The 16,262-nt window shown below is 31.7% G+C and carries 17 protein-coding genes; 11 read left to right on the top strand and 6 right to left on the bottom strand.

What is annotated here, in order from left to right; all coding sequences use genetic code 11:
* Positions 1 to 105: 105 nt before the first annotated feature.
* Positions 106 to 1,311: an IS256 family transposase gene (locus tag C1I91_RS05160; protein ID WP_128211751.1), complete on the bottom strand. Its 1,206-nt coding sequence runs from the start codon at positions 1,309 to 1,311 to the stop codon at positions 106 to 108.
* 127 nt (positions 1,312 to 1,438) lie between these two features.
* On the opposite strand from C1I91_RS05160, the gene C1I91_RS05155 reads away from it, so the two are divergent.
* Entirely contained in the window at positions 1,439 to 1,834 is a 396-nt protein-coding gene (locus C1I91_RS05155; protein ID WP_128211749.1) for a YcxB family protein, read from the top strand.
* A gap of 132 nt (positions 1,835 to 1,966) precedes the next feature.
* On the opposite strand, the gene C1I91_RS05150 is transcribed toward C1I91_RS05155, so the two are convergent.
* The 3 genes from C1I91_RS05150 to C1I91_RS05140 all read right to left on the bottom strand — a co-directional run bounded on the left by C1I91_RS05150 (position 1,967) and on the right by C1I91_RS05140 (position 4,327).
* Positions 1,967 to 2,434 (bottom strand): Imm26 family immunity protein, encoded by a 468-nt coding sequence (locus C1I91_RS05150; RefSeq protein WP_128211747.1) that lies wholly within the window; start codon positions 2,432 to 2,434, stop codon positions 1,967 to 1,969.
* A 168-nt stretch (positions 2,435 to 2,602) separates the two neighbouring features.
* Positions 2,603 to 3,649, bottom strand: coding sequence for an N-acetylmuramoyl-L-alanine amidase (locus C1I91_RS05145; protein ID WP_128215921.1), 1,047 nt, complete (start codon positions 3,647 to 3,649; stop codon positions 2,603 to 2,605).
* Between the two features lie 243 nt (positions 3,650 to 3,892).
* On the bottom strand, positions 3,893 to 4,327 hold the full coding sequence (locus tag C1I91_RS05140; RefSeq protein ID WP_128215920.1) for a phage holin family protein: 435 nt from the start codon (positions 4,325 to 4,327) through the stop codon (positions 3,893 to 3,895).
* Between the two features lie 565 nt (positions 4,328 to 4,892).
* On the opposite strand from C1I91_RS05140, the gene C1I91_RS05135 reads away from it, so the two are divergent.
* Positions 4,893 to 5,405, top strand: a complete 513-nt coding sequence (locus tag C1I91_RS05135; protein ID WP_164880446.1) for a YcxB family protein — start codon at positions 4,893 to 4,895, stop codon at positions 5,403 to 5,405.
* Positions 5,406 to 5,493: 88 nt separating this feature from the next.
* Here the strand turns inward: C1I91_RS05135 and C1I91_RS05130 are convergent, their stop codons facing one another.
* The gene (locus C1I91_RS05130; protein WP_128211743.1) at positions 5,494 to 7,719 is read right to left on the bottom strand and encodes a M14 family zinc carboxypeptidase; all 2,226 of its coding nucleotides are present in this window, start codon (positions 7,717 to 7,719) and stop codon (positions 5,494 to 5,496) included.
* A 542-nt stretch (positions 7,720 to 8,261) separates the two neighbouring features.
* Between C1I91_RS05130 and C1I91_RS05125 the strand changes: the two genes are divergently transcribed.
* Entirely contained in the window at positions 8,262 to 9,575 is a 1,314-nt protein-coding gene (locus tag C1I91_RS05125) for a tetratricopeptide repeat protein (protein WP_128211741.1), read from the top strand.
* Between the two features lie 130 nt (positions 9,576 to 9,705).
* Here C1I91_RS05125 and C1I91_RS05120 read toward each other — a convergent pair whose 3' ends face one another.
* The gene (locus C1I91_RS05120) at positions 9,706 to 10,143 is read right to left on the bottom strand and encodes a sigma-70 RNA polymerase sigma factor region 4 domain-containing protein (protein ID WP_128211739.1); all 438 of its coding nucleotides are present in this window, start codon (positions 10,141 to 10,143) and stop codon (positions 9,706 to 9,708) included.
* Between the two features lie 259 nt (positions 10,144 to 10,402).
* On the opposite strand from C1I91_RS05120, the gene C1I91_RS05115 reads away from it, so the two are divergent.
* The 8 genes from C1I91_RS05115 to folE all read left to right on the top strand — a co-directional run bounded on the left by C1I91_RS05115 (position 10,403) and on the right by folE (position 16,248).
* Positions 10,403 to 10,852, top strand: a complete 450-nt coding sequence (locus C1I91_RS05115; protein ID WP_238475925.1) for a helix-turn-helix domain-containing protein — start codon at positions 10,403 to 10,405, stop codon at positions 10,850 to 10,852.
* 11 nt (positions 10,853 to 10,863) lie between these two features.
* Positions 10,864 to 11,313, top strand: a complete 450-nt coding sequence (locus C1I91_RS05110) for an ImmA/IrrE family metallo-endopeptidase (RefSeq protein WP_128211735.1) — start codon at positions 10,864 to 10,866, stop codon at positions 11,311 to 11,313.
* Positions 11,314 to 11,341: 28 nt separating this feature from the next.
* A complete protein-coding gene (locus tag C1I91_RS05105) occupies positions 11,342 to 12,088 on the top strand; it encodes an MBL fold metallo-hydrolase (RefSeq protein ID WP_128211733.1) in 747 nt (248 codons plus the stop codon).
* 694 nt (positions 12,089 to 12,782) lie between these two features.
* Positions 12,783 to 13,784: a 2-hydroxyacyl-CoA dehydratase family protein gene (locus C1I91_RS05100; RefSeq protein WP_128211731.1), complete on the top strand. Its 1,002-nt coding sequence runs from the start codon at positions 12,783 to 12,785 to the stop codon at positions 13,782 to 13,784.
* Positions 13,781 to 14,542, top strand: a complete 762-nt coding sequence (locus C1I91_RS05095) for an acyl-CoA dehydratase activase (protein ID WP_128211729.1) — start codon at positions 13,781 to 13,783, stop codon at positions 14,540 to 14,542. The genes C1I91_RS05100 and C1I91_RS05095 overlap by 4 nt, the downstream gene beginning before the upstream one ends.
* A gap of 15 nt (positions 14,543 to 14,557) precedes the next feature.
* Positions 14,558 to 15,001, top strand: coding sequence for a 6-carboxytetrahydropterin synthase QueD (gene queD / locus C1I91_RS05090; RefSeq protein ID WP_128211727.1), 444 nt, complete (start codon positions 14,558 to 14,560; stop codon positions 14,999 to 15,001).
* The gene (gene queE / locus C1I91_RS05085; protein ID WP_128211725.1) at positions 14,991 to 15,656 is read left to right on the top strand and encodes a putative 7-carboxy-7-deazaguanine synthase QueE; all 666 of its coding nucleotides are present in this window, start codon (positions 14,991 to 14,993) and stop codon (positions 15,654 to 15,656) included. The genes queD and queE overlap by 11 nt, the downstream gene beginning before the upstream one ends.
* Before the next feature lies 1 nt (position 15,657).
* Positions 15,658 to 16,248: a GTP cyclohydrolase I FolE gene (gene folE / locus C1I91_RS05080; protein ID WP_128211723.1), complete on the top strand. Its 591-nt coding sequence runs from the start codon at positions 15,658 to 15,660 to the stop codon at positions 16,246 to 16,248.
* Positions 16,249 to 16,262 lie beyond the last annotated feature (14 nt).

Genomic DNA, 16,262 nt, shown 5'->3' with positions numbered 1-16,262 from the left:
GCCTTTATGTATATTATCTCCAATTAGTGGCAATAATATACTTGGGCAAAATAATTTTTAAAGGAACTTTAATTCTAGGAATTTCCTAATTTAAAGTTCTTTTTCTTATGATGTTTTATCTAAAATATCGCTAAATACAATATTAAGTTGACTAATGACTAAATCCCAATCAGGGTAATTTCTGGTCCATTTCTTGGCTACGCGTTCAACGGCTAAATAGAGCATCTTTAATAGACTATCATCATTAGGGAATATTAGCTTAGTTTTAGTTACTTTTCTAAATTGGCTATTTAGGCTTTCTATAACATTAGTAGTATATATTATTTTTCTTATGTTATCTGGAAATGCAAAGAATGTACTTAAATTATCCCAATTATCTTCCCAACTCTTAACTGCATTAGGATATTTACTAGACCATTTTTCTTTTAGTGATATTAGATTTTCCATTGCAACAGCTTTGTATACTCCCTTTAAATCAGCTACAAAAGCCTTTCTATCTTTATACGGAATATATTTCATACTAGATCTAATTTGATGTATTATGCACCTTTGTATCTTTGCAAATGGAAATGTAGCTCCGATAGCTTCTTTTAAGCCGTTAAGACCGTCAACAGAGAATATAAGCACACTTTGAACTCCTCTATTTTTAAGGTCATTTAGTACTGATAACCAGAATTTACTGCTTTCATTAGCTCCTATCCATATTCCTAAAACTTCTTTTGCTCCATCTAGATTAACACCTATGACAACATAAGCAGCTTTAACTATAATTTGCTTATCTTCTCTTACTTTGTAGTGTATCGCATCCATAAAAATAAATGAATAAACTTTTTCTAATGGTCTGTTTTGCCACTCTGAAACTAGTGGCAATATCCTATTGGTTATATTAGATACAGTTTCAGCACTAACATCAACCCCATATAACTCTTTTATTTGCTCAGATATATCTCTAGTTGTCATTCCTGTTGCATAGAGACCTAAAATTTTGTCTTCAATTCCATTCACGGATCTCTGATGTTTAGGGATTAGTTTAGGTTCAAATTCACTGTTTCTATCTCTTGGAATATCGACCTGTACAGGTCCTAGTTCGGTTTTTATAGTCTTTTTTGAATATCCATTTCTGCTATTTCCATTAATTTTTTCTGAACCTTCATATTTTCCATATCCTAATGCTTCATCCATTTCGGCTTCTAAAGCTTCTTGTAAAACATCTCTAAACATATCTTTTAGACCATTTAGGATGTCATTAGCACTAGTAAAATTCTGATCCTTTATATATTCTCTTAATAATTCTTTCGACACATTACTCATAAAAAAACTCCTCCTTGTATTAATTTTTTATCTTAATTATTGCCAAGAAGGAGTTCGTTTTATTCAGTTTACACAAAATTTTTTACAGAGCCAACGTTCTAAATATGCTAAATTTATTTCTACAGGTATGGCTCCAATAATAATAGTTTTAAATTTAGTTTATCAATATCTTAATCAAGCACTGAACTTCTTATCTGTTATTATGGTTATATTCGGTATACTATGGATTATATTTTTCCCTAAATTTCTTGATGTGATTTATAAGAAGCGATTTGTTGATATGTTAGGTCCAATTAATCTTGAATCCACCACTTTAGAATTATCCGAGGAAGGATTTGAGGCAACAAGTAGCTCTTCTGAATATAGGCTACCATGGAACTCAGTAGATGATATAATCATTACTAAGAAACATATACTAATTTACCTTAACATAAACAGTGGCGTGTCAATACCTTTTAACGCATTCTCTTCTAGTTTAGAAAGAGAGTCTTTTACTAAGTACCTTTATGACCACATCCAATAACTCTAATTTAGCAGCTAATTTACACGGCTCTATTATGCTACACTCATTTGGGTAAATCATTGTTAAAGCAACAATATTCATTAAAAATAAAAGTACCTAGCTATTCGCTAGATACTTCAACCATTAAATAAACTAAAGCATATTGTTCTTCTTAAATAAATACATACATGACTTTGGTAAAGCTATTTCGTTGGTAATTCCATAAGGATAGCCTTTTTCCATGGCTTCTTGCTCACTTACCTCAATTGCTTCCTTCTCTCCCATATGAGTATCTGTCCCTTTTATAAGATAATATACTCCTCTAGCATCATTAGTTCGAAAATATGGCATTTCAAATTCATCAGAAACAGAAGAATTACCTATTATTTTCCACTCACCGCTTTTTAATGCTGAATCATAACTCCATCTCATTAAAATATGGTTGTCATCACTTAAGGTATCAATATGGATTACTTCATCAGCTTTAATAGGTTTAACCTTATATATAATAATAAAAACAGTAGCAAGATGATTCTTTATTACCTTTGCAACTGCATTCAGTTGTTCATCTAAAGGAATTAAAAAGATATCCCCTATCTTATATTTTATTCTTTTTGCCATAGTACCTCCTTTTGTAAATATGATACTTTCACAACAGATGATTAAATCTTGTTATCACATTACAATAACCTTATTAAATACAAAATCAATGATTTAATTGTATGATATGGTTAAATATCCTACAATATAATTCTCAAAATGCAACTGTAGAAAAGATTAATTTGGGGTCTATTTATCAATATTTATATATTCTTTTGTAAAATAAGCTGTCTTATATCCATCTCCAGCATAATAAGTAGCAAGTGCATAGTTACCTTCTACTTTATGAACAAGTAGTCTTTCACCATTTTTTACATATCCCATTCTATTGCTTTCTGGTGAAGGCTCATATCTAGCGTCTAGTTCGGTTTGTACATTAATTACTGTAGCATTAGTATCTATTGCTAATACCTCTTGTTTTGAGTTTACCCATACTTTATCTGAAGGCTTCCCAAAAGCGTCTTTCCAATAGATTACTGGAAGAAAATATTGCTTATCACATACTTCTGCTAATATCTGTATTCGCTCATTTTCATATATTTCCCCTAAGTCAATGTAATTTTGTTCTGGTTTATTTCTAGGATCTAAGCTAACCTTAGCTACTGCATTAGGTTCAAATTTATCTTGAGTACTTCCATCACTTGAAGCAGCAGTTTGAATAGCTTTTGAAGGCAAGTCAGCCTTTAGGTTTTGAAGAAGAACAGCATTGTTATTTACTATAGCTTCTGCTATGCACCTTCCTATAAAGTCTGCACCTTTTTCTCTATATATCCTTACATCTTCTTCTGCCTCTACGAAGCATACTTCTATTATCATTGCAGCCATAGATGTTTTTCTCAGTTCATAAAGACCAGTGCTTACCTTTACTCCTCTGTTAATTAATCCTGTTTCAGTAGAAACTTTATTTACTACCCTATTAGCTATAGGTTCTGCTTTGCCTCCTGTAGCATATATCCATACTTCAGTTCCTATGGCACCACTATAACTATCATAAGCTTTATTAAAATGAATTGATGCAAATAGTTCTGCTCCAAAAGCGTTAGCTTTATTGACTCCATATTCTAAATCTGTATTCACATCGCATTCACCTGGAGTAACATCTATAACTTCTTGTCCTTCTTGTGCTAAATATTTTATTACCGCATCCTTTACTTTCCTGTCTTCAGTGGTTTCATCAATAATTCCTGAAGCCCCTGGGGCTTGAAAGTTATGCCCACCTCTTATTGCAATTTTCACGTTTACCACTCTCCTTTTAATATCTCCTGTACTTATTTGTACAGCAATTGATTTTGTTGAATATCTGACTTTATTAATAATTTTCATTTAGTTGATGTTTTTTCTTTATCTGCTTTTATGAAACCCTAAATTCTTTAAAGAATCATATATAGTTAAAAAGCCACTAATGAAATTTCATTAGTGGTTAAAACTTAATAATTTCTAATTTTTAATATTTTAATTATAACTTTTAGTACATTACTTTTATTGCTCTGACTGTTCATGCTTATCATTAACAGCCTTTTTGTTACCATCCTTGAGCTGAACTAGTGCATTTTGTAATTGCTCAGGTATAGGCAGTCCAAGTGCTACACAGTTTTCCAGCAAGCTAATTCCTTCGTTAGCAATATAAAAATAACATACTAAGGTTCTAAATACCCAAGTTCCTGCATTTAATAATTTATCTAATAAAACAGCTACTATAAGTACTATAAATATAACTGACTTTTTAGCTATGCCTTTAAAACCTATATCACTAGATATTACCTTGCTTATATAGGCTTTTATAACGCCTGTAGCATAATCAAGCACCATAAAAGCAATTAGCACCATTAACGCCGTATCCCACATTCCAAAAATCCAAGTTATGCTTGTACCAATTGCTGCGATTATTGAGGTTATTATATTTTGTTTATCTATTTTATTCACCACCTATTAGCCTGTAAGCTTATAAAAAAATCAAGTAAAATTACTTTCTTTATCAACCGTTCCATAAGTTACTTTTAATTGTGTAGCTTTATATATTTATTTTAACATCTTCAAGTCTTGTACATTATTATTGAATAAATAGCAAATGAATTTTATACTGTAATAAAAGTAGCTAAGAAATTCAAGTATCAATTTATAATTAGTTGTATATTAAAAATACTTAATTTTAAAAATTATTTATTTTCAATGAGGTCACTATGAATATTGAATACACACTTTCAGAGGAAGAATTCATACAGTGAAGTATAGAAAATAAAACATTTGTACCCAAAAGAATATTTGAAAGTTTAGAAGAAAAAAAAGTTTCTCGATTATATTAATAAACTTTTAGTTTATTAGCCCTTTTTATACATTATTTTAATTAAAAGATAACATATATACCTTTCTTATTTAATGTTTATATACATATATTGTCACTACAGTTGCAATAATTAATATGTTATTATAGAATTTAATTACAATTAAAATTCTATTTCTTATTTTTATAATTAGGAAGGTGATTACTATAAAAATATCATTCTTAAATACTATTGAGGACTTAGTTATTTTAAATAAGCAAACTAAAGCATCTAAGCGAGCTAAAAATGTTAAAATATTTTCTACTTGTATAGTTCCAATAACAATAGCCTTAGAATTAATTTATGATTATTTATCTTTCCACCGAATAATAACTCCTTTCAGTATATCTTCATTTATATTCTGTATAATATGGATTATATTTTTCCCTAAGCTTGTAGACTTATTTAATAAAAAACGTCTTATTGCTAAGTTAGGCCCAATTACCTTTAAACAATTAACTATAGAATTATTCGAAGAAGGACTAGAGGTAAAAAGTGAATCTTCTGAATATAAATTACCGTGGAACTCAGTTGATGCAATTATTACTGCTAATGACCATATATTAATTTACCTTAACATAAACAGTGGTGTGTCAATACCATTTAACGCATTCTCTTCTAGTTTAGAAAGAGAGTCTTTTATTAGGTATCTCTACGGCCACACTAAGTAACTCCAACTTAACATTATTTCATATAGAGCTATATATAACTATATAGCTCTATAATAATTCAATTAATTACCATAGACACAACTTTTATTTAAATAACTGCCAGTGCCCCTATAGCACTTTCGGGTGCAATTATAATTGCTACGATTGCAAATGCAATTGCTGTACCAGCAAGTAACACATAAACAATACTTAACCCATCTGAATTAGTTTTTTCACGAGCTTTTTCAACTTCTGGATTATTATATGATGATATAGTTAGTTTGCAAAACAAGTTACTTTCTAGGTATACAGGCGTATTCATTAACTTTACACTAAATTCAATTTCAAGCTCCATATTAGCCTTTATTGTTACAGATATATTTCCATTAGCTATCTCAGCTGATATCTCATCTAACTTACTCTTAATATTTAGGTATTCATTTATTGGAAAATCATTTGATAATTCAACTTTACCATCTGTAACAGTTAAGTTAAATATTCTTCCATTTGAAGCAGATAGGGTTGATTTGGTTCCAACGGATGCACTTATTTGAACATTTCCTACTATAATAGGTTTAATTTCAATATCTACACCTATTTCACCCTTAAATCCGAATCCCCATAATATTTTTCGTATTGCATCTAATGCATCCGAATATGTTTTGCCATTACCATTATCAGATGCCAGTATTCCTCTAACTGCATTTATAACCTTCTGTGAATATCCACCATTAACTACATCATTATGGCTATAAGTATTAGTAGGAAGCTCAATTAAAGCTGCTTTTGCGCCAATTGATTTAGCCCAAGCTATCATAAATCCACTATCTTCACCATAACCATTCCTCTGTTCAAAGCCAAATTGATTTCTAAAGAACTGACCAATTTGAGGATCACCGATAGCAGCATTTTCCCAGCCATGAAGATCTATTACTACCATTTCACCTGAGGTACTATTCTTAACTCCTTGTATGAAGGTGCTTAAACTTCTAGACTCTGAAACACTTAATGGAGCATCTCCTGTCCAGTTTCTTGTAGTACCATGAGGGGTAAAGCCTATAGGATAATCTCTATTAGTATCAACTGCTCCTACTATTGTACATCTTCCTGGGCCATTATTAGTATAGCCATCTATTAGTCCATCTGGGTTTGCTGATGGAATTACATATACAGTCCATCCATTTGTTGAACCGCCTGCAAGGGATTTAATTAGATTATTACCTATATAAACTAGCTCAATTCCATCTCTGCTCCAATTATCTTCAAATCCGTGCTGTTCACAAACAAATACTAAAGAATTACTTCCACTGCCTATCTTATATGCTGCCAAATCTCTGCCTTTACCGCTTGTACCATATACTATCCTTTGTGCGCCTGCTACAGATACTTGAGGTATTGTAATAGGGCTTATTGAACTTCCTTCATATCTAACATAACCTGATTTGGTATTTGGCCCTTTATCTGTATTGTAAACAACATGTGTCATTCCATTTTTCTTATATAATGGTGTTGCTGCTTCATACGGATCTAAAGAACCCAAGTGAGCACCATTTTCATCCAACACTTCTTCAGCACTAGATCCATTATGCCATTCGCCTTGCCTGTCATATTTTATTAAGGATGGGACATTAGTAACATAACCCTGTCTTACTACGCTTCCTGCTGGATACTGAACTAAAGTTAGTTGCTTTGTATACCCTACATCCAATACTGTAATTCTATCTCCATTTGATACTTGTCTTCCTGCTATTGTGTTTCCATTTGCATCTCTTATATATAAGTCATCACCTATAACCTGTGCATTGTTAGGATAAGTAAATCCACCTGGAACTACTTCACCAGGATTTATACCACCTGTAGGATTAGATGAACCGTTTGCTCCAGCATATACAACATAACCTGACTTTGTATTTGCTCCTTTACTAGTGTTATATACCACATGAGTTTTACCATCACTAATTTTATACAAAGGTGTTGCTACTTCATAAGGATCTAAAGAGCCTATTACTGTATTATTTTCATCATATACACTTTCTAAACTAGATCCATTCTTCCAAGTTCCTTGATTTATATACTTGATTATATTAGTATTGTTAGTTACATAACCTTGTCTTACTGAAGTTCCTGCAGGATATTGTATTAAAGTAAGCTGTTTAGTATACCCTACATCAAGAACTGTGATCTTATCACCATTATCAGTTTGTCTTCCTGCAATTGTATTTCCATTCTCATCTCTTATATAAAGAGAATCCCCTACTATCTGCGCATTATTTGGATAAGTGAAACCTCCTGAAACTATTTCTCCTGGTTTTATATCTGGATAATTCTTTCCCATTTTTATTCCTCCTCAAATTTTATAATTGTAATTTTTAATCTTTGTTGAATTATGTTGCAGACATATACTTTTTTACTGAATATCAAAGTCACAAAATAACCACCTCCTTTAATGCGTTAGCATTTAATAAAAAAGTCGCTGAATCGACCTTCTTCAGCGAGCTTTTTTGCGCATCTGCCTTTTCTGAACCTATGTGAAGAAATTCTAGCAGGCGATATAATTTTATTTTTTACTGTTTACCATAAATAGCTGTTCTAAGCCCTTGATATTACTAAGTTTATCTAGCTAAACACCTTTTTTCATGGCGTAAAAAAGCACTTAGCGATTAACTAAGTGCTTTTCTCTTAAACAATTTCTATGATGTAATACTAACACGTGGTAACTAAGGTATGTAATAAGCTGTTTATAAGAATAATATTAGATTTTTATTAGATTCTTATTTTTACTTTACGCAACAATGCTATAATATACTGTATAAAAATAGCAAATATCAGCAGTAACTTACAGCGTATGCTTTTACAAAATTACTTAGGAGTGATGGAATGATTTTAGCAGTACTATTTATCTTAGTTATATCCATATGCATTGTTATAATTAACAAATCCTTCAATAAGAAAGAGCTTTTCAGAAAATATAATCTATATTTATCAAAGGCAAACGAGTATTTAGAGTTATATGACATAGAAAAGGCAATACAAATATATGATAAGGCTATAGATTGCTATCCAGAATATTTTTTTGCATATAAGTTAAAGTGTGATGCTTACATAAAGCTTGAAAATTACGAACAAGCCCTTATAGAAATAAATAAAGCTATAGATTTATGTGACAGTGATGTAGCATCTTATAAGCTTAGAATCCTATGCAATGTAGCACTGGATAATAATCCACAACAAATTATAGATGACTCAGATATAATTTTAGAGCTTAATTCCTTTAATGATGACGCTGATTTTTATAAAGGTATTGCTTATATTAGTCTAGGCGACTTAGAAAGTGCTGTAACTTTTCTGGACAAGTACATTAAGAATTGTAATGATAATTCCACTGCTTATTTTTACCTTGCAATAGTTTATTCGGATTTAAATAATACTGATTTAGCTTTAAATAATATATCCAAAGCAATAGAGCTAGATAAGGGTAATTTAAAGTATTATCGCTTTAAAGCATCTCTTTATATTACAAAACACTTGCCTATTCATGACACTTTGCCTTTTTTATATGAGGCTAATAACTTATTTCCAAAGGAACTACTATTCCTGAAATCCATAATATATTGCCATATAAGAACAAAAGATTATCAGGACGCCTTAGATGCAGCTAAAAAACTAATCATGATAGAAGATAGTGTGGAAAGTAATTCTATGCTGTATTCAATTTATATGGATATGAATGATTATAATACTTGTCTTAAAATATCACTTAAGATGCTTGAACTTGACGATACTAGTGTAAAAGCTTTGAATTATAGAACTTTTGCATACATTTTACTTGGCAATTATGAGCTAGCTTTAGATGATATAATTAGATTGTTAGAGCTTGATACTAAATCTTCGGAAACATATAAAAATTATTCCTATCTTTTATACAAAATAGGTAATATAAAATTTGCAGAAGAGAATATCTTAAAGGCTATAGAGCTGGACTCAAGCAAAGGCCAATATTACATTATCCTATCAGCAATAAACCTGATAAACAATAATGTTGAACAGGCATTGAAAAACCTATCCATTGCTAGTGAAAAAAATATAAATAATTATGTTTTCTTAGAGGATGTCATATTTGATAAAATAAAACATACAGATGTATTTATTAAGCTATATAATAGCAAGAACTCAGCACATTTAAAAGCCTAGATCAAACTAAAAAAACTCTTACTTACTAATACATTCTAAATTGAAAGAGCATTTCTAGGACTATAAATTATAGCTTAAGAAATGCTCTTAACTTGAATTAGCTTCTGTCTTCATTTTTACTTCCTACTAATTAGCATAAGTTCATTAAAGGTATTAGCTTATTTAGTATCTTTTTCTTTTTATCAATTATATAAATGTCATTCATGCAAAGCCTGTCAGCTATTTGCTTATATTGCAGCTTCTTAAAATACCTAAGTTCAATCAGTCTATACTCATCCTCTGTTAATATGCTCAATACATTATCTATCCTCTGTAATTCTATCTCTTTCTTTCTCTTAAGTATCTCTAAGTTATAGATTTTATTTTCCTTATACTCTATTTCATTTTCTACACTTGAGGTGATCTTATTTGTAGAACTTGTCTTGTCTCCATAGTAGATTGTACCTACTCCCCTATATTCATTTTTTATCTCTTCTATGTCAAGCTCTATGTTTTTTATCTCCACTTCAGTCTGCTTATAATTGAAAAGCATTGCTTCAATTTTCTTATATTCATTACTTACTCTCATTATCTCACCTATCCTTTTATATATTAAATTAATATGTTATATAAGTACCTATTATAATATTTCCCTCCTTTATTATTGTTTAATGAGATAATATCATGTTCTATCAGAATACACCAACTGTATTTTGGTATATATTTCTTTATTTTACGAATTTATCTCCACATTTTACGAACGCACGTTCTATTTTCTTGTTTTTTCGATTGACTTTATGTGCTATAGGAATATAATATATTCTATAAGTACATATCCAAATAAAGGAGTGATTATTTTGTTCGGCAAGAACATAAGAACTATTCGAGAAGCTAAAGGACTTGGAATAAATGAATTATCTAGACTTAGTGGTGTCAATGCAAGCTATATTAGTGCCTTAGAAAGAGATGAAAAAAAGAACCCTTCAGTAAACACCCTAGAGAAGCTAGCTGATGCACTAAGGGTTAATATAGATGATATTATGAAAGTCAGCTTTACTAAATCATATGAAACCACAACTACAGGTCAAGAATATCTTAATGAAAAAATATCTTTTTCTAATAATAAAACTGAGGAATTTGAAAGTGCAGAAGAGGCTATGCAGTTCATATTAAAGCAGCCTGCAATCATGGGCTATGGAGGCTTTGATATAAAAAAACTTTCAGATGCTGAACTACTTCAATTTGCTAACGAACTACTAAATCAGCTGCAATTGTTAGGTCTTAAATATAAAAAATAAAGGAGGAGCTTATGTATTCTTGGATTGATGATATAATTTATGGACTTAAGGAAAATTATAGTACAGAGGATGTTTATGAGTTGTATGACTGCCTAGATATAAAGATACATAAGATAGAAGCTGATAATATATTATTAAGCGGCAATTATAGCTTCTATTATAGAGACCTGGATGATAGAGAAATAGTCTTTATTAGAAATGATATCAAGGGAGTAATGGAGAACTTTATATTACTCCACGAGTTAGGCCATGCACTTCTTCATACAGAAGTTTTCCAAGCTGCATTTAATAAAAACTTTAGCAACATAGGCAAATTTGAAAAACAAGCTAATTATTTTGCTTTCAAGATGCTAAACATAAAGCTTGATATGATCGAATTAGAGTCTATGACAATTGATCAAATTGCTAGTTGTATTGGAATCTCTAAAGAGTTATCATATTTAATAACAGACTTTAAGTAGTTTATAGAAAGCTATGGAGGAAAATTTCATGATTAAAATAACCTTTTTAGGAACTAATGGATGGTTTGACACTGAAACAGGAAGAACTGTATCAATACTCATAGAACACAATGACTACTACATAGTACTAGATGCTGGCAATGGCATTTCAAGACTACCACAGTATATAAAAGATGATAGACCTGTCTATTTATTTTTAAGTCATTTTCACCTAGATCATATATCTGGACTTCACACCTTATCTCTTAACAAATTCTCTAAAGGGCTATATATTATATCTCAGCCTAACAGTGAAAGGATTATTAAACAATTTATCAACACTCCTTTTACAACACCTATAGACAAATTACCTTTTGATACACATATAATCAACGCCCTTGAACCTAATATTGAACTACCCTTTAATGCAACATTCTTACCTTTAGTTCACAGTACAGAAGTTTTAGGTGGCAGATTTGAAATAGATGATAAAGTTATCTGCTACTGTACAGATACAGCCTACTGTGAAAATGTTATAACCTTAGCTAAAGATGCTGACGTCTTAATTACGGAATGCAGCATGAAATCAAAAGAAACCTTTACAGATAAAATTCACTTAAACCCTGAACTTGCAGCAAAACTTGCTTTAGAAGCTAACGTAAAGAAACTATTACTTATGCACTTTGATGCCAGTAGTTATCTGAAGCTAGAAGACAGAGTAAGTGCCGAAGTAAGCGCTGGTGAAATATTCAATAACACCTTTGCTGCAATAGATGGCTTAGAGGTTGAAGTTTAGATGTAAGTTGCATAGTTTCTAACTCAACTATTAATTTATTCTCTCATGAAAATTCCTATAACACGGGATTTTCAAACAGTCATAAATTAACTTCCAATATAGAAACTCTATAAGAGTGTACCCCTTTATTCTAATTTGTATTTTTTAACTCCCCTCGCACAAGCCAGAGATGCTTTAAAAATACTTTCCAGATTAAAGTGGTACATATCTATCATTAATGTGACTTATTTTGCATTATTAATAACTTTTTTGTATTATCTTTGTTATATTTTTAACTTGACTATCTTTAGACACTGTATTATAGTAAATTACGTGAATAGAAAATTAAATACAGACAGTTCGTAACCATCCTGTCTATAAACAAAACTAGGACGTAATGGGTTTTAAAGCTGCTGATTTCAATATAATAACTCTTTTTGTATTGGAATTACTGTAGCTATGGATATACTACCCTTCTACTACCGGTTTAGGTAGTTTTTTTTGTTTATGGGCATTTTATGCCCTTTTTTTGTTGCTTTAATCTTAGGCTATGTTTAATGACATTGTTGAAATTAAATTATTATGAAGGAAATGCTATATAAGCAAGTTCATCAAGGCGTCGAAGGACTGACCACTTAACTCCAACAGGGGTACTTTAACAGAGTGTATTTTCAAAAGAATGGTTTCGAACTCTCTAAATTAGGGAGGCTTTAAAATTAAAAAGATTGGTTTAACAACAACGGTTCCTATAGAGGTTCTTATAGCTGCAGGCTATACTCCAGTAGATTTAAATAATATCTTTGTAGTTTCAGATAACCACTTAAAATACATTGATTTAGCTGAAAAAGATGGTTTCCCTAAAAGCCTTTGCGCTTGGATAAAAGGGCTATACGGAGCTTGTATAGAAAACGGAATTGAAGAAATAATTGGCGTTATGGAGGGGGACTGCTCCAATACAAAGGCACTTATTGAAGTGCTTCAGTTAAAAGGAATCAAGGTACATCCCTTTTCTTTTCCTCACAGTCACAGCTTAGAGGACATAGAAAGAGAAATAAAAAAGTTAATGGCTATCTTTAATGTTGAAGAAGCTGAAGTTGAAGCTGTTAGAAAAAGACTAAATGAAGTCAGACTTCTTGGAAAAGAGATAGACGAATTAACTTACATTCAAAATAAAGCCACAGGTTTTGAAAATCACCTATATCAGGTTAGTCTAAGTGACTTCAATGGAGATATAGATGGTTATGAGGCTGATTTAAGAAAAGCAATTGAGGAAATAAAAGCTAGAAAGGCTACAGATAAAAAGCTTCGTTTAGGCTATATAGGTGTTCCACCAATGACTACAGATATTTATAGCTTTGTGGAAAATCTTAATGCTCACTTTGTGTACAATGAGGTTCAAAGGGAGTTTGCTTTTCCAAGAGGAAATGAAGCAAAAAATATATATGAGCAATACTATGACTACACTTATCCCTATAACACTGATTTTAGACTTCTAGAGCTGAAAAAACAGATAAAAGAAAGAAAGCTAGATGGAATCATCCACTATACTCAGGCTTTCTGCTATAGAGCTGTGGAAGATATCGTGATTAAGAATAACCTTGATATTCCTATTTTGAATATCGAAGGAGATAAATTAAATACTTTAGATGCAAGAACAAAGCTTAGACTAGAGGCTTTCCTTGATATGCTACTGGACTTGAAGGAGGAAAACCGATGAGAATATTAGGAATAGACCTTGGCAGTCGAGAGGTCAAGATTGTAATAATGGAAGATAACCTTGTAGTGGAAAAGAAAAAGATCAGCACCATGAGGTTTTACAGGGATTTCTGCCACTTAGATGGAAAGATTGTAGTGGACTTAGATAAGCTTCAGGTTGGACCTTTTGATAAAGCCGTATCTACAGGCTACGGAAAAAACAATACAGACTTAAAGCTCTTCACTCAGATAAATGAAATAAAAGCTCATGCCTATGGAGCAATGTATCAAAGCTCTCTAAAGGATTTTATTCTACTAGATGTAGGAGGACAAGATGTTAAGATCGTTAAGATTGAAAAAGGTCTTACTACTGATTTGGAGCTTAATGAAAAGTGTGCTGCTTCCTGTGGAAGGTACTTAGAAAACATGGCCAATGTACTTGAGATATCCTTTGAGGAAATGAGTAAATACGCAAAAGACCCTGTGGACTTAAACTCTACCTGTGCAGTATTTTCCGAATCAGAGCTTATTGGAAAAATAGCTGAAGGAGTACCTATAGAAAGATTGTGTGCAGGAGTAAATTACTCTATGTATAAAAGACTTCGTCCTCTTTTAAGCAATTTTAAAGGAGATAAATTAGTCTTAACCGGTGGAGTTGCTAATAATACTGCAATAAAAAATTATTTAAAGAATGATTATGATGAAATAATCTCTGTAGAAGAGCCGCAATTTAATGGGGCTATTGGCTGCTGTTATTACGGAAGCAAGTTTTTAAAGTAGATTAGGAGGATTTACATGTATATTTTAAAGGCAGAACACAGCTTTGACAGTGCACACTTTCTTGCTAATTATGATGGAAAGTGTGGAAATATCCACGGTCACAGATGGAGAGTAGAAATTGAAGTTCAAGCAGATAAGCTAGTTAATGGTGGTCAACTAGAGGGAATGGTAATAGATTTTGGTGATTTGAAAAAAGATGTTAAAGCCATGGTTGATTATTATGATCATGCGTTGATTATAGAGAAGAACACTATGAGAGAGACAACCTTATCTGCACTTAAGGATGAAGGCTTTAAAATAATTGAAATGAACTTTAGGACTACTGCAGAAAACTTCTCAGCTTTTTTCTATAAAACTATGAAAGAAAAAGGATATAAGGTAAGAAGTGCTACGGTTTATGAGACTCCTACTAATAGTGCTAGATATGAGGAAAGTGAGGAAGCTTTAAATGAACTTTAAGGTAGTTGAAAAATTCATCAGCATAAACGGTGAAGGGAAACGTTCCGGTGAACTTGCTATTTTTATTAGATTTGCTGGCTGCAACTTAAACTGCAGCTACTGCGATACCACCTGGGCAAATGAAAAAAATGCTCCATATAAGCTTATGTCTTCTGAGGATATATATGATTATATAAAATCAACGGAGGTTAAGAATATAACCTTAACTGGTGGTGAACCCCTTCTTCAAGAAGGTATAGTTGAGCTTTTAGAACTTTTAGCAAGTGATGCTAGCTTAAGAGTTGAGATTGAGACTAACGGAAGTGTACTTCTAGAAAACTTTTCTAAGCTTAGCAATCCTCCTAGCTTTACTATGGATTACAAGCTTCCTTCAAGTAATATGGAAAGACACATGAAGCTAGAAAACTTCAAATATCTTTCGGCTAAGGATACTGTAAAGTTCGTTTCTGGCAGCATGGAAGACTTGGAAAAAGCTAAAGAAATAATAACTAGCTACAATCTTACAGAAAAAACTACTGTATATATAAGTCCTGTGTTTGGGCAAATATCCTTAGACAGTATTGTAGAGTTCTTGAAAGAAAATAAAATGAATGACGTTAAGCTTCAAATACAACTTCATAAAATTATATGGGATCCAGCTGAGAGAGGTGTATGATATGGCTATTGATACTAAAGCAATTGAAGAACATATACGAGGTATTTTGATAGCCTTAGGCGATGATCCTGAAAGAGAAGGCTTAATAAACACACCAAAACGTGTGGCAAAGATGTATGAAGAAGTCTTTAAAGGAATGTGCTACAGCAATGAAGACATAGCAAATATGTTCAATGTAACCTTTGAAGATGACTTGAATATAACCAGCAATCTAAATGACATGGTTTTTATTAAGGATATTGAGATCTTTAGCCATTGCGAACATCACCTAGCACTAATGTACAATATGAAGGTTGCGGTAGCTTATGTTCCTAATAAAAAAGTTGTAGGCTTAAGTAAGATAGCAAGAATAGCAGACATGGTGGGAAGAAGGCTCCAGCTTCAAGAAAGAATAGGCAGTGATATTGCTGAGATACTTCAAAAGATAACCGAATCTGAGGATGTGGCAGTTATAATCCAAGGTGAACATGGTTGTATGACCACTAGAGGCATAGAAAAGCCTGGTACCAAAACCATAACCACTACCCTAAGAGGTAGATTTAATACAGATCAGATGTTAAATAACAAGTTGATGATGCTTTATAGTAAGTAATATAGCTAAAGCTC

Origin of the sequence: Clostridium manihotivorum (assembly GCF_004015185.1) — a bacterium.
GTDB classification, from domain to species: Bacteria; Bacillota; Clostridia; order Clostridiales; family Clostridiaceae; genus Clostridium_AR; species Clostridium_AR manihotivorum.
Note: the sequence above shows the minus strand (reverse complement) of the source record. Positions and strands in the feature narration are given on the sequence as shown.